Below are 22,061 nucleotides of genomic sequence, written 5' to 3'. Positions count from 1 at the left end.
CATCGGAGCCTTTCGCATTTTTCGGATTGGACCGAACGATCAGAGCTGATCGGGTGTCGGCATCTGGGTGCCGAACCAGTTTTTCTGCAACAGGGCCTGAGCTTCCTCGACCACCTTCTGATCGCCCTGCGCCTGCGCGGCGCGAAGCAATCCCGCAGCGGCCCAACCGTTATTCGGCGAGCGCTGCAGCGCCTCCCGGAACGCTGCTGTCGCTTCCATCGGCTTTCCCTGGGCCATCAAGGCGGCTCCGAGGGATTGATGCACCGGATAGTACCAGTAGGGAGGCTCCATGTAAGGAAGCCGATCCTGTATGACGGCAGCTTCCGCGAACAGCGAGGCTGCCTTTGCCTGGTCTCCCGATGCCTGCGCGATGCGCGCCGCGATCTCGTGCGAAGCGATGGCGAGCACATCGGGTCCGGGAACGCCGGCATCGGGGAGAGCCGTGACTTCAGGTCTCTTGGCGAGAGCGTCTATGGCTGCTGCTTCGGCGCGGGCTTCGTCCGCGCGGCCCAGGCGGGCAAGAGCAATGCCGCGCGCATAATGCCACGATGCCTCGACAAGAGGGAAGTCGCCCTCAGGCTCGGGGAGAGCCAGCACCTCCTCCGGCTTCGAGAACAAGGCATGGGCGTTGTAGGGCGCAGCCGCGATCGGCTGCGTCCACGGCACCTCGCGCTTGGCACGGTCCGAGACAATTCCGGACAGCTTTTGCGCGGCCGCGATGGCGGTCTGCCCATCCCCTCCCGTCAGAGCGGATACCATGACGAAGTGAACGTTGTGGGCGTAATAGGCCTCCGAGTAGAGAACGCTTGCTCCTCCTTTGCCCAAGATAGCTTCGTCGGCGGCCGCAGCGCGCACATTCGCATCGAGGCTCTCACGCCACCGGCCCAGCCGGTACCAGATGTGGCTCGGCATGTGCACGAGGTGCCCTGCCCCCGGGATGAGACCTTCGAGACGCGCCGCATGAGGTGCTGCAATCTCGGGATGATCCGATGCTTCCACGGCATGGATGTAAAGGTGGATCGCACCGGGGTGATCGGGACTGGGCTGCAACGGACCGAACTGGCTCGTCCCAAGCACACCTTCGAGCAATGCAACGATCTTCGCCGTCTTTCCTTTCGGTGTCTTTCCGCCATCGGCCCAATAATCCCAGGGGGTGAGATTCATGAGTGCATCGGCGGTGAGGAGAGCGACATTGGCATCCTGCGGGAAGAGGGCCTGCACGGCTTCCATGGCATCGGCATAGGCTTGATCCAAAGCCTTGCGATCGGCATTGGGATCAGGCGAATGCCGCTTCGAGAGAGCCTCGACAAGGGCGGCCTGCATGTCGCCTGCCTTGGGCGCGAGATCTTTGGCTTTCTCGAGCACGAACAAGGCACGGGCGTTCGCGTCCGCATCCATCGGATAGTTGATGTGCGGACCGAGCACCCAGGCTTCGGCCCACAGGCACATGGCGCAATTGGGGTCGAGGTCCTGCGCCGCCCGGAAGGAGCGCGCGGCCTCGGCATGGTTGAACCCCCATCCCAGCCTGTAGCCCTGGTCGAAATAGGCTTGAGCATAGCCTGCCGGATCGTTGGTCACGATCCAGGACAGCTTGCCCATATTGGGATGAATCGGAGGCTTTGCATCGGCACTGGGTGCTGCAGCCCCTTTGGGCAGATCGCGCCCATAGGCACCGAGCTCCGTGCGCTTGGGCTGTGCTGCCTGCGGCTGCGACTGCAGCTGCGCCACACTCGTGTGGTGCCCCGAGCCGTGCAGTCCGGGATTTTGCAGAGCATGAAGCATCTTGACGCGTGGGCTGTCATGGCTGCCGAGCGGGCAAGCATCGGCCGATGAGCCGGCTGCGAGAAGCGCAAGGACGGCGCTGGCCGAGAGCAATACTGATCTCAGCGAGAAAAGGTTGTGCCGGGCAAGGAGGATCCTCATGAGCACGGATTCCCATGTTAATGGAATGACAAGGTGCGCATGTCTTTGCGGTGCCAGACCGCACACCCCTCGCGATTGTGCCTGCAACTTCGCTTGCTCGGAATAGGCGATCATGACAACGTAAAGGGGCAAAACTGCCAAGGAGACATAGCGATGCTCCACGTGGTCGTTCTGTTCCTGAATGGCGGATGCTCCTCGACCGCTCTTCTCCCGATGGAGATCTTCCGCAACACCGGCGTGCTCTGGAATCTGCTCACCGGCGCGGTGCCGAAACCTCGGTTTCGTGTGACGACGGCATCTCTCGACGGCGGCCCTGCCGTGACCGATCAGTTGGTTTCGCTCATCCCGTCCTGCGCCGTCGAGGATGTCGATCGCCCGGATATCGTGTTCGTTCCTGCAGGTGGGCTGCCTCTCGAAACAATGATGCAGAGCGGCTATGAGATCGATGCCGTCATTGCACGCAATGGAGCGATCGTTCCCTGGCTCCGGACATGGGCGGAAGTCGGAGCGAAGATCGCGGGAGTCTGCTCCGGCGTCGCGCTGCTTGCGGAAGCCGGCCTGCTCGACGGCAAGCGCGCAACCACCCATTGGGGATTGACGGAGGTCTATCGCAGGCGTTTTCCCGATGTGGATTGGCAGCCGGACTATCTCATCACTGATGCTGGGAATGTGGTCTGCAGCGGCGGCGTCAATTCGGCGGCAGATCTAAGCCTTTACCTGGTCGAGCGCTTCGCGGGCCGCGATCTGGCATTGGAATGCGCCAAGGCATTGCTGATAGAAATGCCGCGCACATGGCAGGTTGCCTTCGCCGATGTCACAATGCGCAAGGCGCATCATGATGAAAGCATCCGGCGCGCGCAGGATTGGGTCCACAGACACTACCGGCATGCCATCGGAGTGGACGCCATTGCAGCAAGAGTCGGCATGAGCCCAAGAAACTTTGTTCGTCGATTCAAGGACGCCACCGGACATACGCCGTTGAGCTACATCCACACCATCCGCGTCACGATGGCGAAGAGGCTTTTGGAGGATGGGCAAGAGAGTATCCAGCAGGTCAGCCAAGCCGTCGGCTACGAGGACGTGATCTTCTTTCGGGACCTGTTCAAGCGCCACACGGGCATCTGCCCTACCGAATATCGAAGCCGCTTCGGCACGCCGTCGATGGTCCAGCCCGGAGGCCGGTTGGACGGCCGAAGCCTCAAGCTCGTGAGCGGACCTCGCGTCTGAGACTAGCGCATCGCGCGGACCCAGAGGGCCGCGCCGAACGATGCGCCAGCCAAGAGAAGGAGCATCGAATGGATCCCAAAAGTGGTGTCCACTTTTGGGTCCGATGCTCTACTGCGCTGCTTCCTGATACTCGACCGGGCTGTTGCCGCGGGTGGAGCGCCTCTTTTCGCGCCTGAGGCGCTTCATCAAGGCGATCGATGCGACCATGGTCCGTTCGAGTTCGGACAGGACGGCACTCGTGTCAGGTGCAAGTGTTAGGTTCTTTCGTTCCAACTTCATCGGCAACTCATTCCACTATTGCTGTCGCACTGATAGGAGCCAGCGGCACCTATATGCCAGCTAAGCGTCGCAGTGCGGCTGCAATGTGGCAATCTTTTCGAGGCCCAATTTCGCATCGTTGTAACCGAACACGTCGCATTACGGTAAACCGCCTCGAGAGATAAGGTGCCGGCTAACCTGCCTGCGCCAGCCGGTTCCATAGCTCGACGTATTCGCGAAACGCTTTCGGAAGTCGGTCGGGGCCCACGACGGGACCCGCCTGGAATATGCTACGCTCCGATGGGCCGAGAGCGAGAAGGGCCGCGCCGACGCTCGTTCCGGTGGAGCTCGCGACAGGCATGACGGATCGCGCCGCCGCCTTCGATAAAGCCTCCACATAGAGAGCGTTTCGCGCGAAAGGCCCTTCCACGACGATCGGGCCCGCTGCCCGCGTCAGATCCAGACAGGCCTTCGTCATCAAGGCCGCGTAGAGGGAAGCAGCGACATAAGTCTCGTCCGGATTGAGCCCCGACGGGGCATTCACGACACGATGCTCGGCATCCGGAAACGGCCCACACCCAGGCACGACACTCGGCGTGAAAAGAATGCCCTCCTCCACGACACGCTCGATCGCCGCGGGCATCGCCGCGCCCTGCCCTTTTGTCAGAAGCTCGAACTCGCGCCCGCCCATGAAGCGTGCCGACGGCACGGCGCGGCCGAACGCATCCACGTTGGCAAGGGTGTCGCGCTGCGGATCGAGATGGTCCAGGTCGCCGCCCACGGCGAAGAGCACGACCCAGGTGCCCGTCGACACGACGGCAAAAGGCGCATCGTGCTGACCGAGATGCGACAAGAGGGAAGCATTGGAATCGTGGATGCCGCAATAAACGGGCACCGGATGCGCAAGGCCGATCGCCGCGGCAATTTCATCGGTCACATTACCGAGCACGTCGGATGGATTTCTCACCGGTGCCAGTTTGCCGCCGATTCCCAGTGACTCGACCAGACCGGAGAACCTCTTCTCCCGAGGGCGCCAGAGATCCGTATGACATCCAAGCGACGTCACCTCGGTCGCCGCGGCTCCGGTCAGCCTCCAGGCCCAGTATTGCGGATAGGTGACGATGGTCCGCACCTCCGCAAAGGCTTCAGGAAAAGCGGTCTTCTGATAGTGCAACTGCGCTCCGAGATTGAGGCCTCCCGGCAGACGCGGGGAGAATGTGTCCGAGAAAGGTGGCCTGATCCTGTCGTACGCGGCTTCGATCTCAGCGGGATAGCGAAACTCGTAATCCAGAACGGGCAGCGCCAGTCCATCCTCGCGCAGAAGCGCTCCGCTTGCGCCGTGGGCCGTGATCGAAATGGCGTCGAAGCCGAATTTCGCATAAAGCTCCTTCAATGCGGAAAGAAAGAACGCGAAGACGCCGTCGACATCGAAATGCGGATAAGGCCCGTCGGTCAGGACCCGGTTGGGCCTTGTCCGGGCTGCGATTTCGCGCCTCTGTTCGCCATCGACGACGACAGCCTTCACGTTGGTCTTGCCGACATCGAGTACCGCGACATTCATGGGATCAGGCCATATGGAAGACGGTCGCCAGCGGCTTTTCGACCGGTGAGTTGTCGGGATTCGTAGCCATGATGTCGGCCATGTAGGCCCACCAGCGCTTCATCACCGGATGGCCGGGCAGATCCGCCATGCGATGATCGGCCGGCCGCCATAGAACGCCAAAGAGCGTGCCGGATTCCGGGTCGAGATGGATCGAATAATCCTCGACTCCCGCGTCCTTCAGGAGTTCCGCCAGCTCCGGCCAGATCTCGTCGTGCCGACGCCGATACTCGTCCTCCATGCCTGGGTTGAGCTTCATCGTGAAAGCATACTTTTCTTTTGCGCTCATGCTGCGGCCTTTGAACGGATGCGGCGAATGACGATAGGCAGCGCGATGACCAGGATCAGCAGCAGGCCGATGAAGATCGACATGACGATGCCGGGGACATTGAGAAGCCCCAAGCCGAAGGTGACGAGCCCCATGACGATGGCAGCAAGCACGACGCCGGGGATCGTGCCCGAGCCGCCCAGGATGCTCACGCCGCCGAGCACCGCCATGGTCACCACCTCCAACTCCCACCCCGCCGCGATGGTGTGACGGGTCGAACCCAAACGCGAGGTCAGGCAGATCGCCGCAAAGCCGCTCATCACGCCGGTCAGCAGGAAGAGGGCGAACTTGGTGCGCTGAACCGGGATACCGGAGAACTGCGCGGCGAAGGCATTGTTGCCGATCGCGTAGATGCGCCTTCCGAACGCGGTCCAATGCAGCAGGATGCCGAAGGCCAGGGCGAAGATCACGAAGGCCACCATCTCGAAGGTGACGACCTCGAAGCCGGGAATCGTCGGCCACCATGAGAAATCCGACATGTAGCCCTGCCCGAACCAGGCAAAGCTCGCCGGATAGCCGCCATAGGCCCGATCGCCGAGGACGATCTGTGCGATCCCGCGAAACAGGCTCATGGTGCCGATGGTCACCACGATGGAGGGAAGGCCGATGCGGGCCACGAGAAACCCGTTGAAAGCGCCGCACAGCAGCCCGACGCAGAGCCCTACTCCGACGAGTGCGGGCGTCTGGAAGCCGGCCTGTGCAGCAGCGCCCATGGCGGTCGAGGCCAGGGCGATGATGGCAGCGACCGAGAGGTCGATCTCTCCTGAGATGATCAGGAGCGTCATCGCAAACGCGATCATCGCCTTTTCGGTGAAATTGTAGGTCGCATCCGACAAGTTCCAGGGATCGAGGAAGTGCGGCGATGCGAACGAATTCGCGATGAAGATCGCAATCGCAACTGCGGCCAGCAAGGCTTCCCAGCTGCCCAGGATGCGCCCCGCCGGCGTCGAGAGCTTATCCGGAATATGCCTCGCAGGCTGCTTCTCGATCGTGAGCGTGCTCATGCAACGGCTCCTTCGGCCTGTGCCTCTGTCAAAGCAGGCCGGCGTTTGGCGGCGTCGCGGAGGATGAGACGGCCCTTGCGCCGCTCCTGCCGCGCGTTGAAGAGCACGGCGATGATGATCACGAGGCCCGAGATCGCCATCTGCCAGAAGGGAGAGACGTTGATGACCGGCAGCGCATTCTTGATCACACCGAGGAACAAGGCTCCGAGCACTGCGCCGCCGACGGAACCGATGCCGCCGAGCGTCGAGATCCCGCCGATCACGCAGGCCGCGACCGTATCGAGCTCGAAACCTGCCGCGATGTCCACATAGGCGACGGCGTAGCGGGAGACCCAAAGATAGCCGCAGAGGCCCGCGAGGGCGCCGGACAGGATGAAGGCGAAGAAGCGCGTGCGGCCGACGTCGATGCCGGCATAGAGCGCGGCCGTCGGGTTGCCACCGGCCGCGTAGAGGGAACGGCCGAAGACCGTGCGCGTGAACACGACCGTGACGATGGCGATCACGAGAATCGCCGCCCAGCCGAGCAGAGGAAGGCCGAGCACCGAGAGGCGTGGTGCGTTGAGGAAGGCCGGCGTCATCTGGGTCTGATTGACCCAGGCTCCGCCCGAGAGCACGAAAGCCATGCCGCGATAGATCGTGAGCGTGCCCAGCGTCGCCACGATGGCGGGGATGCCGATCTTCCACACCATGAAGCCGTTGATGGCGCCGAGCGCCGCTCCGATGGCCAAGGCGCAAACGATCAGGACAGGCAGCGGAATTCCCGGATAGGCCGCGTTCATCATCGCCACGGCCATGCCGGTGAAGGAGAGATTGGCTGCGACCGACAGGTCGATGGACTTGGTCAGGATGACCGCCGTCTGGCCAAGCGCAAGGATGATCAGAATGGACGTATCGTTGAAAATGTTCGCCAGGCTCTCCGGGGAGGCGAAGCCGGGCGCACGATAGGCGACGATCGCAATCAGGACGACGATGATCGCCACCAGCAGGAGTTCACGATATTTGAGGATACGGCTCATCATGGCCTTCCAGTTCGATGTCCCGCGCGATCACATGTTGCCTGTGGCCGCCCGCACGAGCGTTTCCGCATCGAGTTCCTCGCGCTCCCAGGCTCCCACCATGCGGCCCTCGCGCATCACCAGCACCCGGTCGGACATTCCGAGGATCTCCGGCAGCTCCGACGAGACCATAATGACGCTCAATCCCTCGCCCGCAAGTTCGCTCATGAAGGCGTGCACCGCCGCCTTCGAGCCGATGTCGATGCCCTTCGTGGGCTCGTCTAGAATGATGACCTTCGGCCTCGTGGCGAGCCATTTGCCGATCACCACCTTCTGCTGGTTTCCGCCCGACAACGTGCCGACGGGGACTGAGAGCGCCGCGGCGCGAAGGTCGAGCCTCTCGGCATAGCGCCGGGCGAGCGCGAATTCCTCCCCCTGGCGCAGAAAGCCGGCACGCGTCGTCTTGCCGAGGGTCGCCATGGAGATGTTCTGGAAAATCGGCATCTGCAGCACGATGCCATGCCGTCCACGTTCCTCGGGCACGTAGACGATGCCGGCAGAGATGGCATCGACCGGCGAGCGGATGACGATCGGACGGCCTTCGAGCGCGACGGTGCCCGCGCTGGCATGCGTGATCCCGAAAAGCGCCTGGCACAGCTCGGAGCGCCCGGCTCCGACGAGCCCGTAGAGGCCCAGGATCTCGCCGCGGCGCAGCTCGAAGGAAATGTTGTCGAACTCCGTCGGATGCGAGTATCCGGACACTTTCAAGACCGTGCTGCCGATGGCCACATCGACTTTGGGAAAGACATGCTCGACGGAGCGCCCGACCATCATGCGCACGATCTCATCCTGGCCGGTCTCGGCCAGCAGCCCAGAGCCGATGGAGCGCCCGTCGCGAAATACCACGAACCGCTCCGCGATCTCGTAGACCTCTTCGAACTTGTGGCTGATGAACAGGATCGCCTTGCCCTGGTTCTTCAGCCGCTCGATGATGCGGAAGAGGTCTTCCACCTCCTTGTAGGAGAGCGCGGCTGTGGGCTCGTCCATGATGACCACGCGAGCCTCGACGGACAAGGCGCGGGCAATGGCGACCAGATGCCGATGCGCAATCGAAAGATCCTTCAGCCGGGTGTAGGGGCTGATCGGCGCGTCGATGGAGGTCAGAAGTGCTGCTGCACGCGCATTCATCGCCGCCCAATTGACGAGGCCCAGCCGGTTTCTCGGCGCGTGGCCGAGAAAGATGTTTTCGGCCACCGACAACTCGTCGAAGAGAACGGTTTCCTGATGGATCGCGGTGATCCCATTTCGGATCGCCGCCTCGGCGCTCTCAAACCGGACAGGCAACCCATCGACCACGATCTCGCCGGCGTCCGGGTGGTAGATGCCGGTGAGAATCTTGACGAGCGTCGACTTCCCCGCCCCGTTCTCCCCGATCAGGGCGGTCACGGTGCCGGGATAGAGCGTCACGTCGACCTGATCGAGCGCCTTGACACCGGGAAACGACTTGGAGATGCCCCGCATCTCCAGAAGCGGTGTCGGGATATGATGCGCCGCTTGCAGCACGGACATTGGAAACCCGCCGATAGCCAGGGAAAGCAAGGGGGCGCGGCTGCCCGCGCCACCACTCTCGGGATAACCGGATCTCAGAAGATCTTGGCGAACTCGTCGACGTTCTTCTTGTCGTAGACGAACGGATCGGCCATCGCAGCCTCGCCGTTATCGCCGATCTTGATCTTGCCCATCCGGCCGGCATTGATCTCGGAGCCGGGCTTGCCGTCGGTCTCGTTCTTGATCAGGCGATAAGCGATCTGCGTCGCCGAATAGCCGAGATCGATCGGATTCCAGATCGCGAATTCCTTCGTCGCGCCGGAATGAACCGCGCCGGCCATCTCGGATGGAAGACCGAGGCCGGTCACATAAACCTGGCCGATCTTGCCCGCATCCTTCACCGCCTGCGAGGCGGCGAGCACGCCGACGGTGGTCGGAGCGACGATCACCTTCACATTCGGATAGGACTTGAGCAGACCCTGAGCCTCACGATAGCTCTTGTCGGCAAGGTCGTCGCCATAAACGGTCGTGACGAGGTTCAGGCCCGGATATTTCGGGAGCTGCTTCTTCATCTCGGCGATCCAGGTGTTCTGGTTCGTCGAGGTGGAGGTCGCGGACAGAATGGCGAAATCGCCCTTGCCGTCCGGCAGATGAGAGGCTGCAAGCTTCAGGCACATATTGCCGATCAGCTCGTTGGACGACGGATTGAGGTGGACGATGCGTCCGTCCTTGCCCACGGCGGAATCCCAGGAGATGACCTTGATCCCGCGCTGTGCCGCCCGCTTCAGCGCCGGGACGACCGCGTCCGGATCGTTCGCGGAGATCGCGATGGCATCGACGCGCTGGGCGATGAGCGCGTTGATCACCTCGATCTGCCCTTCGGCGGTCGTGGTGGTCGGGCCGGTGTAGATCACCTCGACGCCGCCGAGTTCCTTCGCAGCTTCCTGCGCGCCCTTGTTGGCGGCCTCGAAGAAGCCGTTGCCGAGGGACTTCACCAAGAGGCCGATCTTCACGTTCTGCGCGCTCGCCGATCCGGCGAACAGGGCCAGTCCCAATGCGGTGCCGATGGCAAGCTTTGCAAATGCCTTCATGTTCTTCCTCCCTTTCAAAGCACCTCCTGCCGGCTCTCAGGCCGCCGAGGAGGATTCCGTTGCCTGATCCGCAGCCGTTGCGCCGGCGATGATCAGTTTGATTCCCGCATTCTCGATCATGGTTCGGGCCGAATCCGGGATGGCATCGTCGGTAATCAGCGTACAGACCCGGTCCAGCGGGCAAAGGATGAGGCTCGAGCGGCGCTGGAACTTGCTGGAATCGACCATCAGCACCAGCTCGTCAGCCTGATTGATCAGCTTCTGCTCGGCCTGGATGATCAGGGCATCCTGCTCCATGACGCCGAGCGCGCCGACACCTTGCGCGCCCATGAACATGCGGCGGGCATAGAAGTTGCGCGTCACGTCGTTCTCGAACGGCGAGAGAATGATGCTCTGATCGCGGTAGATCGAGCCGCCCGGCAGCATTACCTGATTCTTCGAATGCTTCACGAGATGCTCGGCGATCGCGAAGGAATTCGTGAACACCTGCAGCCGGCGGGTCGTCAGGTAATGCACCATCTGGAATGTGGTTGTGCCGCCGTTGATGATGATCGCATCGCCCTCGGTGCACAAGGCGACGGCCTCCCGGGCGATGGCGCGTTTCTTGGCGACGTTCTCACTCTCGGACACGCGAAACGGCTTGGCGGCGAGGCTTCCGATCTGCGCCGGATGGAGCGCCTCCGCCCCGCCGCGCACGCGGCGCAGGCGACCCTGGACGTGAAGCGCGGCGATGTCGCGACGGATCGTGGCCTCGGAGGCCGAGGTCAGCTCGACAAGATCCTGAACCGTCGCGACAGGCTTCTCCTGCACGGCGCTCAGAATGATCCGGTGCCTCTCACGTTCGTGCATGCATCCTCGGCCAATGACATAAGAGCGACGGCTGGACCGACGGCATTCAGCATCGATCACGATCCTGCTCAGACTGGGCGCGATAACGAGCACAGTCAATCAATAAAAGCCTACAACCTTCGTATCATGATCGTTGTTGATCGTTTGTGATCGTTTTTGGTTGACAAGACCGAGGCCCAGCGCCACCTTGCGGCCCAATATGGGCACAGGCTGCCCCATGCGCGGACAGGAGGAAACCGTGGACACAGCGACCCCGACCGTCACATTGCTGGACAATCATTGGGACGACGCCAAGGCGGCCACGCTCGACGAGCCCGGCCTGCTGCTCTACCGCTCCAACCTCCTCGGCGCCGACAAGCGCATCACCAATTACGGCGGCGGAAACACCTCGGCCAAGGTGATGGAGACCGATCCCCTTACGGGCGAAACGGCAGAGGTGCTCTGGGTCAAGGGGTCGGGCGGCGATGTCGGCACGATCAAGCTCGACGGGTTCGCCACGCTTTATATGGACAAGCTCCGTTCGCTGAAGACGCTCTACAAGGGTGTCGAGGATGAGGACCGCATGGTGGGCTTCCTGCCCCACGCCACCTTCAACCTCAATTCCCGCGCCGCCTCCATCGACACGCCTCTTCACGGCTTTCTTCCCTACAAGCATGTGGACCACATGCATCCCGACGCGATCATCGCGATCGCAGCATCGAAAAACTCGCGCGAGCTCACGAAGGAGATCTTCGGCGACGAGATCGGCTGGCTGCCGTGGCGCCGCCCGGGATTCCAGCTCGGTCTCGACCTCGAGGCCTTCGCGAGGGCCAATCCCGATGCCAAGGGCGTCGTGCTCGAAAGCCACGGCCTGTTCACCTGGGCGGATAATGCCAAGGAATGCTACGAGCTGACGCTTCGCATCATCAATCAGGCCATCCAATGGTTCGCCGAAAAGACGGCCGGCAAGTCGGCCTTCGGTGGCGCGGTGACCTCCAGTCTCTCGCGCGAAGAGCGCCGCAGGATCGCGGCGCGTCTCATGCCGGAGATCCGCGGCAAGATCGGACAGGCGGAGCGCAAGCTCGGTCACTTCGACGATCAGGATGCGGTGCTGGAATTCGTCAATTCCGCCAACCTGAAGCCCCTCGCCCAGCTCGGCACCAGCTGCCCTGACCACTTCCTGCGCACGAAGATCCGACCGCTCGTCCTCGACTTCGACCCGAAGGCGCCTGACGTCGATGCGGTGCTCGCCGGCCTCGATGCTGCACTAGAAGCCTACCGCGCCGATTACGCGCGCTACTACGAGCAGTCGAAGCATCCGAACAGCCCGAAGATGCGCGATCCCAACCCGGTGATCTTCCTGATCCCCGGTGTCGGCCTGCTCTCCTTCGCCCGCGACAAGGCGACGGCGCGCATCGCCAGCGAGTTCTACGTCAACGCCATCAACGTGATGCGTGGCGCCTCGTCCGTGTCCGAGTACCAGGGCCTTCCGGAGCAGGAGGCCTTCGACATCGAGTACTGGCTGCTCGAGGAAGCCAAGCTCCAGCGCATGCCGAAGCCGAAGAGCCTTGCTGGACGCATCGCCTTCATCACCGGCGGCGCCGGCGGCATTGGCCGCGCGACGGCCGAACGCCTCGTTGGCGAAGGCGCCTGCGTCGTGCTGGCCGATATCGATCAGGAATCCCTGGATAGAACGGTGAAAGATTTCACCAAGCTTTTCGGCCAAGATGCGGTGCGCGGCGTGAAGCTCAACGTCACGAGCGAACCGGAGGTTCTGTCGTCCTTCATCGAGGCCAGCGTCGAGTTCGGCGGCATCGACATTCTGGTCTCCAATGCGGGCATCGCCTCGTCGGCTCCGGTCGAGGATACCGATCTGGCGATGTGGAACCGCAACATCGAGATCCTCGCGACGGGCTATTTCCTCGTCTCGCGGGAGGCATTTCGGTTGTTCCGGCGCCAGAAGCTCGGCGGCAACGTGGTCTTCGTGTCGTCGAAAAACGGGCTCGCCTCCTCCCCCAACGCCTCCGCCTATTGCACCGCCAAGGCTGCCGAGATCCACCTCGCCCGCTGCCTGGCGCTCGAAGGCGCGGAAGCCGGCATCCGCGTGAACACGGTCAATCCCGATGCGGTGCTGCGCGGCTCCAAGATCTGGACCGGCGAGTGGCGCGAGCAGCGCGCGGCGTCATCGAACCTGGCCGTCGACGAGCTGGAGGAGCATTACCGCAAGCGCTCCCTGCTGAAGCTGAATGTCTTTCCGGAAGACATCGCGGAGGCGATCTATTTCCTTGCGTCCGACCTCTCGGCCAAGTCGACCGGCAACATCATCAATGTGGATGCAGGCAACGCGACATCTTTTACGCGGTAAGTTCTGCCCAGGGAGGACGCCATGAGCGAACAGAGGATCTCGGCAGCTGCCGTCGCCGCCGATAACGAGAAGCGCGCAAAGGCTCTGAGGGAGGATTACGAATCCCTCGGCGTCAGGCTCGCCCGCAGCGGCGTCAGCATCGATGCCGTCACTGAGAAGGTAGCGCAGTTCGCCGTCGCCGTCCCCTCCTGGGGCGTCGGCACGGGCGGTACTCGCTTCGCGCGTTTCCCCGGCGCAGGCGAGCCGCGCAACATCTTCGACAAGCTCGATGACTGCGCGGTGATCCACCAGCTCACCCGCACGACGCCGAACGTGTCGCTGCATATCCCGTGGGACAAGGTCGACGATCCGCGGCGACTCAAGGCTTATGGCGATGCGCTGGGCCTCGGCTTCGATGCCATGAACTCCAACACCTTCTCCGACGCTCCCGGGCAAGAGAAGAGCTACAAATACGGTTCCTTGAGCCATGCAGACGCAGCAACGCGCCGGCAGGCCATCGAGCATAACATCGAATGCATCGAGATCGGCCAGGCGATCGGCTCGAAGGCTCTCACCGTCTGGATCGGCGACGGCTCGAACTTTCCGGGACAGTCGAACTTCACGAAGAGCTTCGAGCGCTATCTCGACGCCATGAAGACGATCTACAAGCGGCTGCCGGAGGATTGGCGAATCTTCTCCGAGCATAAGATGTACGAGCCGGCCTTCTACTCCACCGTCGTGCAGGATTGGGGCACCAACTACATGATCGCGACGGAGCTCGGCGAGAAGGCCTATTGCCTCGTCGATCTCGGCCACCATGCGCCGAACGTGAACATCGAGATGATCGTCGCCCGCCTGATCCAGTTCAGGAAGCTCGGCGGCTTCCACTTCAACGATTCGAAATACGGCGACGACGATCTCGATACGGGATCCATCGACCCCCATCGCCTGTTCCTGGTCTTCAACGAACTGGTGGATGCCGAGCACCGCGGCGCCGAGAACTTTCACCCGGCGCACATGATCGACCAGTCGCACAATGTGACCGATCCCATCGAGAGCCTGATCCGCAGCGCCAACGAGATCCGACGCGCCTACGCCCAGGCTCTTCTCGTGGATCGCAAGGCTCTCGAAGGCTATCAGGACGACAACGACGCGATGATGGCCTCGGAAACCCTGAAGGTCGCCTACCGGACCGATGTCGAACCGATTCTGGCTCAGGCCCGCCTCAAAGCCGGCGGCGCCATTGATCCGATCGCGGCGTATCGGGCAAGCGGCTACCGCGCAGCCGTTGCGAAAGAGCGTCCCGCAGTGACTGGCGGCAGCGGCGGTATCGTCTAACATAGGAGCGACCACACGTCGGAGAGAACGGGATGATGGATCTCGGAACTATCTGGTTCTTCATCATCCCCTTCGCGCTCGCTGCCGCCCTCCCCGGCCCGGCTCAGGGAGCGCTGGTCGCGCAGGTACTCGCGCGGGGCGACGCTGCAAGCATACCCTTCCTGATCGGGATGGTGGCGGGAAATGCCTTCTGGCATTGATGGCAGGCTCCGCCGCCGTGATTGCGAGCCGCGGCTGAGAAGAAATTCGTCCAACGCGGCTTGGCTTGGCTCCCGGTAAGCCCTTAATCTGGTTCACGGCTAAGGACGGCTGCAATGAGCCAGCAAGACATCACCGATCTGATCACCTTATGGGTTGTGATCGACCCGATCGGAACGCTTCCCGTATTCCTGGCCATCACGGCCGGCATGAACGCCGCGGCGGCACGCCGAACCGCCCTGAGAGCGACAATCGCTGCGTTCGTTGTTCTGCTGTTCTTCGTCGTGGCCGGCCAGGCGCTGCTTCAGGCCATGGAGATCGATCTCGCCGCTTTCCAGATCGCCGGAAGCGTCGTGCTTTTCTTGTTCGCGCTGACGATGATCTTCGGAGAGCCGAAGGCAGCGGCCGAGGAGAGGGATCTCGCAACCTCCGACGTCGATCGGTCGATCTATCCGCTGGCGATCCCGTCCATCGCCAGCCCCGGAGCGATGCTGGCCGTCGTCTCGCTCACGGACAACAGCAAGTTCAACCTTGCCGAGCAGGCCGAGACGGTCGCTCAGATGACCCTCATTCTTGCCGTGACGCTCGTCCTGATGCTGCTCGCCTCCCGGATCATCAAGATCATCGGGGATGCCGGCGCCAGCGTCATCAGCCGGGTCATGGGGCTCATTCTCGCCAGCGTCGCCGTGAACGGCATCGTTCTCGGCATCAAGCAGGCGTTCAACCTGGCACAGTGAATGCCGATCACATGTCGAGTTCGAGCAGTACGGGCTGATGATCGGACGCCTGGGTGTTCTGGTCGTACGCGACCCTGCTCACCCTGGATGCAATATCCTCTGTCACGAACATGAAGTCACAGCAATGCGGCGGACCGTTCGACTGTTCGAAAAGGCAGAATGACGGCGGATGGGGGGTCGATCCTCGGGCAGCCTCCCAAGCATCGAGGAGCCTGGGTGTCCCGTTCCCGAACGGATCCGATATCCGGCGTTTGACCGGATCCTCCGGCCGCATGTTGAAGTCACCCGTCAGCACCGCCGAAGACGTTGTGGGAAAGCGCACATAGGTCCCGGGCCCATTCTCGCGCGGCGTCAGATGACGTTCGTGGGCTGTACGATGCGCCTCGCGGATGCCCTCAACCTGGGCGCGGCGCAATTCGCTGGATGAATATTCAAGGTGCGTTGTCATGATGCGCAGCGGGCCCGAGGGTGCCTCGACCACCGCTTCGAGCAGCAGGCGCGGCATGTTCCGCGTGGCCGCCGCTTCCCAGGGCAAGGTGTATCGCAGGACCTGCAGCACCGGAAGGCGCGAGAGGATCGTGTTGCCGAAGCGGCGACGCCCCCCTGCTCCGTCGGGAATATCCAGGCCCACTCCCGCGATCGCCGTATAGCCCGGCAGGAGATGTCCCAGCTCCGCGAACTGATCGCTGCCGTCATTGCCCTTCAGGTTGGCGAAATTGTCCGAGACCTCCTGAAGGCAGAGCACATCGAAATCCGCAATGGCACGCGCGTCTCCGATCAGGCGGCTGAGATTCTGGGTCTCGTCGATCCCTAAGCCCCATTGGATATTCCAGGTGACGATCCTAAGCATGTGCCGTCACCATTCTACTGGCCCACCTTGCTCAGGACATCGGCTTTCAGAAATCGCTCGATGACGATCATGAACACGACGGAAGGCACGAGTAGGATGAGTGCCGTGATCGAGGCGATCTGATAATTGCCGCCCATGCTGGCGTTGTAGAGCAGGAGCGGCAGGGTCGTCACCTGAGGCACGCCGACGAAGAACGTTCCGGTGAACTCGTCCAGGGATTCCAGGAAGACGAAGATCGCGCTCGCCATGATGCCGGGCGCGGCAAGCGGCAGGGTGACGGTGAAGAACGTCCGCAGCGGCGACGCGCCGATATTGCGCGCGGCGAGCTCGAGATCGCGGTCGACGGCCGCGAACGCGGCAGCGGCGATCCAGACCGAGTAGACGAGGCCGTGAGCGGCATGGACCAGGACGACGCCGGTGATCGTCCCGGTCAGGCCAATGCTGTAGAACACCCTGGCGACATTGATGTAGATCGCAACCGAAGGAAACGCCTGCGGCAGCAGGAACAGGATCATCAGCGCCGTTCGCCACGGCAGCCTGAGGCGGGCCAGGGCATAGCCGGACGGGATCGAAACGGCGAGCGCGACCAGAACCGTCAGGCAGGCGATGGTGACGCTCGTCGCAAGCGATGACATGGCGTCCCCGGTCGGGCGGAAGACAACTTCCCAGTAACGCAGGCCATAGGATACCGGCAGCTTGAACGGCGTATACCAGCGCTCGGCAAAAGACCACAGAACGAGATTCGCCAAGGGGCCGAAAAGCAGAAACGCGAAGACCGCAAGGCCTGCGATCTTGAGCGCCGTGGAGCCGAAGGTCCAGACCCTGCCGCTCCTCATCGAAACATGTGGAACGCTTGGCGGCCCACCTGAGAGGTCCAGCGTTGCACTCATGGGGGATGAGGGAGACTTTCCGCTCATGCCTGCACCTCACGCTTGACGTTGTGGCGGAGATAGATCCAGGCCACCGTTCCGGCCATGAAGTAGGAAATGACGCCGAGGGCATTGGCCGTAGCGTAGTCGCCGTAGGAGTTGATGCGGAAGGCCATGTCGACGGTCAGCATGGTGGGCTGCGAGCCGGCGACCATCATCGGAACGGACAGGACCGACAGCATCGTGACGAAGGATAGGACAAGGCCGACGAGGAGCGTCTGCGCCACCTGAGGCAGGACGAGCTCGATCAACACCCGCACACGTGAAGCGCCGAGATTGCGCCCGGCTTCGATCGTGGCGCGGTCGATGGAGGCCATCGCACCGGCCAGCATCAGCGTCACGAAAGGCACCTGCTTCCAGACGAAGGTAATGATGATGCCGCGCCAGTCGAGGAAGCTCGTGGTCTGGATCGGTTCCATCAGGCCGAGCGCCACGAAGGAATTGTTCATGAGACCGTTCTTGGCGAGAAAAGTCCGCATGCATTGGGCCGCGACGATGAAAGGGATGAAGAGCGGCCAGCGGTAGAGATTGCGCAGGGCAACGATCAGCCATGGCGTTTCGCTGAGCGTCAGAATGCCGGCAATGATAATCGAGAACAGGCCAGTCAGGAGCGTCGAAACGACGACGATGAAGAGCGTGAAGAGAATATCCGTGGAATAGAGCTCGTACGCCTTTTGGAAATGCATGAGTGAAAGACCGCCGCCCGGTTCGGTGAAGGCCGCGGCCAGGGAGAACCCGAGCGGATAAAGAAATAGAGCGCCTATCATGATGAGCGCCGGCGTGATCAGCAGAAGGCCGAGGAACGAGGGTCTTGCCATGGTCTGAGGGCGTCCCCGAGACGTGAGATACGAGAAGGCGGGCGGCCTGGACATCCAGGCCGCCCGCCTGAGGAGAATTAATTCGCGACCTTCTTCTCGTAGGTCTCGAGGATATCGTTGAAGTACGGCCCGATCGGGAACGGCTTGCCGTTGGCGGCGAGCGCGTCCGGCGGAATATCCGCGAAGAGCTGGTTCCAGGCGGCCTGATCGAGCTTGCCCTCGAGGTTCTTGGCATCGATGCCCGGATACCAGTTGAAGCGTTTCACGATGCCTTCGGCCTGAACGTCAGGGCTCGTCGCAAGCGCGACGAACTCGGCGGCCAGCTTGTTCTGCGCCGTCTTGGCGGGAATGGCGTAGTACATCGGCTGGCCGGGCATGCCGGGCGAGACGAGCTTCAGCCGCATGTTCGGCGGAAGCTTGCCGTCGGCCTTCCAAGTGTAGAACATGTCGACCCAGACCGGACCCATGGCGATCTCGCCGCGGTTGAGCATGTCGAGGGTGCCGGCATTGCCGGGCGTAATGACGACGCTCTGGTTGAACGCCTTCAGGTCGGCCATGGCCTTGTCCCAGGTGGCCTTGGTCGCAGCGTCGTAGGGACCCTTCTCGAGCTTTGCGGCATCGCCGCCGAAGGCGGATACCCAGCCCGTCACGAAGGCTACGCCAGACATGCCGCCCTTGATGCCGTTATAGCCGAACTGCTTCGGGTTCTGCTTGGCCCAATCCCTCAATTCGGCGTAGGTGCTGGGCGGGTTCTTGACGAGATCCGGGTTGTAGGCGATCGCCGTCTGCGAGTGGAACATCGGCATGACATAGCCGGTCACATCCGTGCCGAGGGCGTTTGTCGCGGTGTCGCGCGTCACCAAGGAGCCGGTTGGAAGAGCATCGCGGTACTTCTGGATCAGCCCGTCCTGCGCCATGGTGCCGGCGGCCTTCTGGTGAATGACCACCACGTCGAAATCGGAATTGACGCCCGCCTTCTTCTGCGCATCGAGCTTCTCGAAGATCTTCTGCGACCCGCCGTCGCCAGGCCCGGTGCCGACGGCCACCACCTTCACGCCCGGATGGCTTTTCTCGAACATGGGCCCGAGATAATCCTTGACGTAGTCGACCATGTTCTGGTCGCCGGCGGTCGCGACGTTGAGCGTCTGAGCGCTCGCCGCGTTGGTCATCAGAAAGGCCGCGAGGCCCGCAGTCATCAAGCAGTTACGCATGGTTTCCTCCCGTTATTTGGGCTTGAGGGAACAGGTGCAACGATGCCAGCGGCAGGCGCATGCCCACCGGGCGATCGACGTCGTGGTAGCGATCGTCCGTCACGGTAAAATGACGGTCGCCGATCGCGACAACGTACCTGTAATGTCCTCCCGGATACGTTCTCTGCGTGATCTTTCCCGGGAGAATGATGGACCCGTCGATCCGGGCATTCGGATCGTCGAGCGATGCGACATCGTCGCGAAAATAGGCCGTCAGGGATCCGACCGGCACATCGCCGCCATAAAAGGCCGTGCTGCCGTTGTCGGTGCTGACCTCCACACCTCTGCCGGAGGGCCTGACATCGAGACCGATCGTGTTGTCGGCTCCCATGAAGCTCGCAACGAAGGGAGAATTGGGACGGTCGTAGACGTCCTTCGGCGCGCCGACCTGCGCGATGCGCCCGCCATCCATCACCACGATCCTGTCGGCCATGGTCATGGCCTCCTCGCGGTCGTGCGTGACATGGATCGCCGTGAATCCGAGGCGGCTCTGCAGGGTCTTTATCTCGGACCGAAGCTGGATACGCACCTTGGCGTCGAGATTGGACAAGGGTTCGTCGAGCAGCAGGATCTTCGGCTCGATGGCGAGAGCACGACCGAGCGCGACGCGCTGGCGCTGACCGCCGGAGAGGTTCGTCACCTTCCGCTCCTCGAGCCCGGACAGGTTCAGCATCTTGAGAACGGCAGCGACGCGGCTGCGAACCTCGTCCTTCGGAACGCCGCGCAGACGCAGGCCGTAGCCGACATTGCCGAGCACGGTCATATGCGGCCAGAGCGCGTAGGACTGGAACATCATGGCCATGCCGCGCTTCTCGGGCGGCATGTTCACCACATCCTGCCCATAGAGCCGGATCGCTCCGCCGGAGGCCTTCTGAAATCCGGCGATCGTCCGCAATAGCGTGGTTTTTCCGCAGCCCGAAGAACCTAGGATTGCAATAAACTCACCGGATGCAACCGAAAGACTTATACCGTGCAGCACTTGCTGGCTGCCATAGCTGACCTGAAGATGATCAATGTCGATCGCGGCCAAGACAGAATCGTCCACGCCCGATATCCTCCCTGATGCGCTTTACGCGTCTGTTGTTGCGCGAGAAGATCACAATCGGATGTCGATGGGAAGTCTGCCCTACGGGCATCGAATGGGGTCTTTCGGACGACCTCGGCCCGGCGATTCATCAGGCTCTGATCCGGCGCCGCGGAAATTAAACTGATCAGTTGACTATTTTGTCCACAGCGATTATTTAAACCATATGGTTGAACGAACTTCTGCTCATCTCGACGCCGTGTTCCATGCCCTTTCGGACGCGACCCGCCGGGCGATGCTGAGCCAGCTCTCTTCGGGCCCCCGCAGCGTCGGCGAACTTGCGGCGCCGTTCTCCATGACGTTTGCAGGCGCGTCGAAGCACGTGAAGGTTCTCGAATCCGCCGGCCTCGTCCGCCGCGAGGTGCAGGGTCGGACACATGTCTGCCGGCTCGACGCAGCCCGGCTGTCCGAGGCGGATGCATGGCTTCGCCACTACGAGCGTTTCTGGACGACGAAGCTCGACAGGCTGGAAGAGCTGCTGATCGCAGATGCCGACCGGCAGAAATCCGGGAAAGGTTCCGCCCAATGAATGCCGATGCAAAGCCGGCGATTGTCGTCGTCCGCCGTTTCGATGCCTCGCCCGAGCGTGTCTTCGATGCATGGCTCGACCCGCAGATCGCGCGGCATTGGCTGTTCTCGACGCCGGATGGCGAGATGGTGCGCGCGGAAACCGATGCACGGGTCGGCGGCCGCTTCACCTTTACCGAGCGGCGCGACGGCGAGGATGTCGAGCATGTCGGCGAATATCTCGTCGTCGACCGCCCTTCCCGCCTCGTCTTCACCTTCGGGGTGCCGAAATACAGCACTGAATACGACAGGGTAACGGTCGAGATCCGCCGGCTCGACAAGGGATGCGAATTGACGCTCACGGACGAGATGTCGCCCGAGATCTATCGGGAATGGGGCGAGCGGACTCGCAGCGGCTGGACGATGCTGCTCGATGGCCTTGCCGCCCTTCTCGGCGATGAGAAACGCGCCTGATGAAAAGAAAGATCGCACGATGATCAAGATCAACATCGCGAGCGTCCTCGTCGACGATCAGGCCAAGGCGGAGGCGTTCTACGTCGATGTCCTCGGTTTCGTCAAAAAGCACGATGTTCCGGCCGGCGGCGCACGCTGGCTGACCGTTGCCAATGCGGATGGCTCAGGGGTCGAACTTCTGCTGGAGCCGATGAGATACGACTTCGCGAAGACTTATCAGAAAGCCCTGTTCGACAAGGGTATCCCCATCACATCCCTGGGATGCGACGACATCCGCGCCGAGTACGAGCGTCTGAAGGCGCGTGGAGTCGCCTTCCGCTCCGAGCCGAGCACGCCGTCGGCCGGAATGCCGTCGATGGCCCTGTTCGAGGATGGATGCGGCAACCTGCTTCTCCTCGTCGAGAGCCAAGCCGATTGACACTGGCCACGCTCACCATACGGCTTCGCTCAGAGAATGACCTTGAACGTGAAGATGATTGTCGTTGTCAGGATCGCGCCGCTGACGGCATAAGGAAACCAGGCCGGAAACGGCCGGTCATGTCCGCTGTAATCGCTCATCATGACTTTCAATTACCCACATTTCTGACTTAGCAGCAGTGCTTGCCTGACCAGCACCAAGCGTGATTCCTTGGTGAGCATCTCCTCATCTGTGAGAGGTGTCCCATGGACAGGGCTCTGTCTCGGCTTTCCCGTGATCTCGCTGATCTCTGCGCGCCGGGCATACGCCGGA

At 62.2% G+C, this 22,061-nt stretch carries 22 protein-coding genes; 8 read left to right on the top strand and 14 right to left on the bottom strand.

Features of this window, described 5'->3' with window-relative positions; translation table 11 throughout:
• Positions 1-39: 39 nt before the first annotated feature.
• The gene (locus BB934_RS19815; protein ID WP_173909476.1) at positions 40-1,923 is read right to left on the bottom strand and encodes a hypothetical protein; all 1,884 of its coding nucleotides are present in this window, start codon (positions 1,921-1,923) and stop codon (positions 40-42) included.
• Between the two features lie 153 nt (positions 1,924-2,076).
• Here BB934_RS19815 and BB934_RS19810 point away from each other — a divergent pair, with 153 nt between their 5' ends.
• Positions 2,077-3,150: a GlxA family transcriptional regulator gene (locus BB934_RS19810; protein ID WP_099511159.1), complete on the top strand. Its 1,074-nt coding sequence runs from the start codon at positions 2,077-2,079 to the stop codon at positions 3,148-3,150.
• A gap of 108 nt (positions 3,151-3,258) precedes the next feature.
• Here BB934_RS19810 and BB934_RS47165 read toward each other — a convergent pair whose 3' ends face one another.
• The 8 genes from BB934_RS47165 to BB934_RS19775 all read right to left on the bottom strand — a co-directional run bounded on the left by BB934_RS47165 (position 3,259) and on the right by BB934_RS19775 (position 10,823).
• Complete coding sequence (locus BB934_RS47165; protein WP_157934232.1) at positions 3,259-3,429, bottom strand: hypothetical protein; 171 nt, start codon at positions 3,427-3,429, stop codon at positions 3,259-3,261.
• A gap of 172 nt (positions 3,430-3,601) precedes the next feature.
• On the bottom strand, positions 3,602-4,969 hold the full coding sequence (locus BB934_RS19805) for an FGGY-family carbohydrate kinase (protein WP_099511158.1): 1,368 nt from the start codon (positions 4,967-4,969) through the stop codon (positions 3,602-3,604).
• Positions 4,970-4,973: 4 nt separating this feature from the next.
• Complete coding sequence (rhaM, locus tag BB934_RS19800; RefSeq protein ID WP_099511157.1) at positions 4,974-5,297, bottom strand: L-rhamnose mutarotase; 324 nt, start codon at positions 5,295-5,297, stop codon at positions 4,974-4,976.
• The gene (locus tag BB934_RS19795) at positions 5,294-6,340 is read right to left on the bottom strand and encodes an ABC transporter permease (protein WP_099511156.1); all 1,047 of its coding nucleotides are present in this window, start codon (positions 6,338-6,340) and stop codon (positions 5,294-5,296) included. The genes rhaM and BB934_RS19795 overlap by 4 nt, the downstream gene beginning before the upstream one ends.
• Complete coding sequence (locus tag BB934_RS19790) at positions 6,337-7,356, bottom strand: ABC transporter permease (protein ID WP_099513064.1); 1,020 nt, start codon at positions 7,354-7,356, stop codon at positions 6,337-6,339. The genes BB934_RS19795 and BB934_RS19790 overlap by 4 nt, the downstream gene beginning before the upstream one ends.
• Positions 7,357-7,386: 30 nt before the next feature.
• On the bottom strand, positions 7,387-8,904 hold the full coding sequence (locus tag BB934_RS19785) for a sugar ABC transporter ATP-binding protein (protein WP_099513062.1): 1,518 nt from the start codon (positions 8,902-8,904) through the stop codon (positions 7,387-7,389).
• Between the two features lie 74 nt (positions 8,905-8,978).
• Positions 8,979-9,974 carry a rhamnose ABC transporter substrate-binding protein gene (gene rhaS, locus BB934_RS19780; protein ID WP_099511155.1) on the bottom strand — a complete coding sequence of 332 codons (996 nt, stop codon included), beginning with the start codon at positions 9,972-9,974 and terminating at the stop codon, positions 8,979-8,981.
• 36 nt (positions 9,975-10,010) lie between these two features.
• Positions 10,011-10,823 (bottom strand): DeoR/GlpR family DNA-binding transcription regulator, encoded by an 813-nt coding sequence (locus tag BB934_RS19775; RefSeq protein ID WP_099511154.1) that lies wholly within the window; start codon positions 10,821-10,823, stop codon positions 10,011-10,013.
• 238 nt (positions 10,824-11,061) lie between these two features.
• Here BB934_RS19775 and BB934_RS19770 point away from each other — a divergent pair, with 238 nt between their 5' ends.
• From BB934_RS19770 to BB934_RS19760, 4 genes are all read left to right on the top strand, one after another.
• Positions 11,062-13,167, top strand: coding sequence for a bifunctional rhamnulose-1-phosphate aldolase/short-chain dehydrogenase (locus BB934_RS19770; RefSeq protein ID WP_237050024.1), 2,106 nt, complete (start codon positions 11,062-11,064; stop codon positions 13,165-13,167).
• 21 nt (positions 13,168-13,188) lie between these two features.
• Entirely contained in the window at positions 13,189-14,484 is a 1,296-nt protein-coding gene (gene rhaI / locus BB934_RS19765) for an L-rhamnose catabolism isomerase (protein WP_099511153.1), read from the top strand.
• 32 nt (positions 14,485-14,516) lie between these two features.
• Positions 14,517-14,684 carry a hypothetical protein gene (locus BB934_RS47160; RefSeq protein ID WP_157934231.1) on the top strand — a complete coding sequence of 56 codons (168 nt, stop codon included), beginning with the start codon at positions 14,517-14,519 and terminating at the stop codon, positions 14,682-14,684.
• Between the two features lie 114 nt (positions 14,685-14,798).
• Positions 14,799-15,419, top strand: coding sequence for a MarC family protein (locus BB934_RS19760; protein WP_173909475.1), 621 nt, complete (start codon positions 14,799-14,801; stop codon positions 15,417-15,419).
• Between the two features lie 7 nt (positions 15,420-15,426).
• On the opposite strand, the gene BB934_RS19755 is transcribed toward BB934_RS19760, so the two are convergent.
• The 5 genes from BB934_RS19755 to BB934_RS19735 all read right to left on the bottom strand — a co-directional run bounded on the left by BB934_RS19755 (position 15,427) and on the right by BB934_RS19735 (position 20,311).
• A complete protein-coding gene (locus BB934_RS19755; RefSeq protein WP_099511152.1) occupies positions 15,427-16,269 on the bottom strand; it encodes an endonuclease/exonuclease/phosphatase family protein in 843 nt (280 codons plus the stop codon).
• A 14-nt stretch (positions 16,270-16,283) separates the two neighbouring features.
• Positions 16,284-17,105, bottom strand: coding sequence for an ABC transporter permease (locus BB934_RS19750; RefSeq protein WP_099511151.1), 822 nt, complete (start codon positions 17,103-17,105; stop codon positions 16,284-16,286).
• Between the two features lie 77 nt (positions 17,106-17,182).
• Positions 17,183-18,016 (bottom strand): ABC transporter permease, encoded by an 834-nt coding sequence (locus BB934_RS19745; RefSeq protein ID WP_099511150.1) that lies wholly within the window; start codon positions 18,014-18,016, stop codon positions 17,183-17,185.
• A gap of 77 nt (positions 18,017-18,093) precedes the next feature.
• Positions 18,094-19,227 (bottom strand): ABC transporter substrate-binding protein, encoded by a 1,134-nt coding sequence (locus tag BB934_RS19740; protein WP_099511149.1) that lies wholly within the window; start codon positions 19,225-19,227, stop codon positions 18,094-18,096.
• Positions 19,220-20,311, bottom strand: coding sequence for an ABC transporter ATP-binding protein (locus tag BB934_RS19735; protein WP_210422109.1), 1,092 nt, complete (start codon positions 20,309-20,311; stop codon positions 19,220-19,222). The genes BB934_RS19740 and BB934_RS19735 overlap by 8 nt, the downstream gene beginning before the upstream one ends.
• A 205-nt stretch (positions 20,312-20,516) precedes the next feature.
• Here BB934_RS19735 and BB934_RS19730 point away from each other — a divergent pair, with 205 nt between their 5' ends.
• Genes BB934_RS19730 through BB934_RS19720 form a run of 3 tightly spaced genes read left to right on the top strand, consistent with a single transcriptional unit; the run spans position 20,517 to position 21,749 of the window.
• Complete coding sequence (locus BB934_RS19730) at positions 20,517-20,879, top strand: ArsR/SmtB family transcription factor (RefSeq protein ID WP_099511148.1); 363 nt, start codon at positions 20,517-20,519, stop codon at positions 20,877-20,879.
• Entirely contained in the window at positions 20,876-21,331 is a 456-nt protein-coding gene (locus BB934_RS19725) for an SRPBCC family protein (protein ID WP_099511147.1), read from the top strand. Before BB934_RS19730 ends, BB934_RS19725 begins: the two co-directional genes overlap by 4 nt.
• 19 nt (positions 21,332-21,350) lie before the next feature.
• The gene (locus tag BB934_RS19720; protein ID WP_099513057.1) at positions 21,351-21,749 is read left to right on the top strand and encodes a VOC family protein; all 399 of its coding nucleotides are present in this window, start codon (positions 21,351-21,353) and stop codon (positions 21,747-21,749) included.
• Positions 21,750-22,061: the final 312 nt, after the last annotated feature.

Source organism: Microvirga ossetica, from assembly GCF_002741015.1.
In the GTDB taxonomy this organism is placed as follows: Bacteria; Pseudomonadota; Alphaproteobacteria; order Rhizobiales; family Beijerinckiaceae; genus Microvirga; species Microvirga ossetica.
This window is presented reverse-complemented; position numbering and strand designations above follow the sequence as displayed.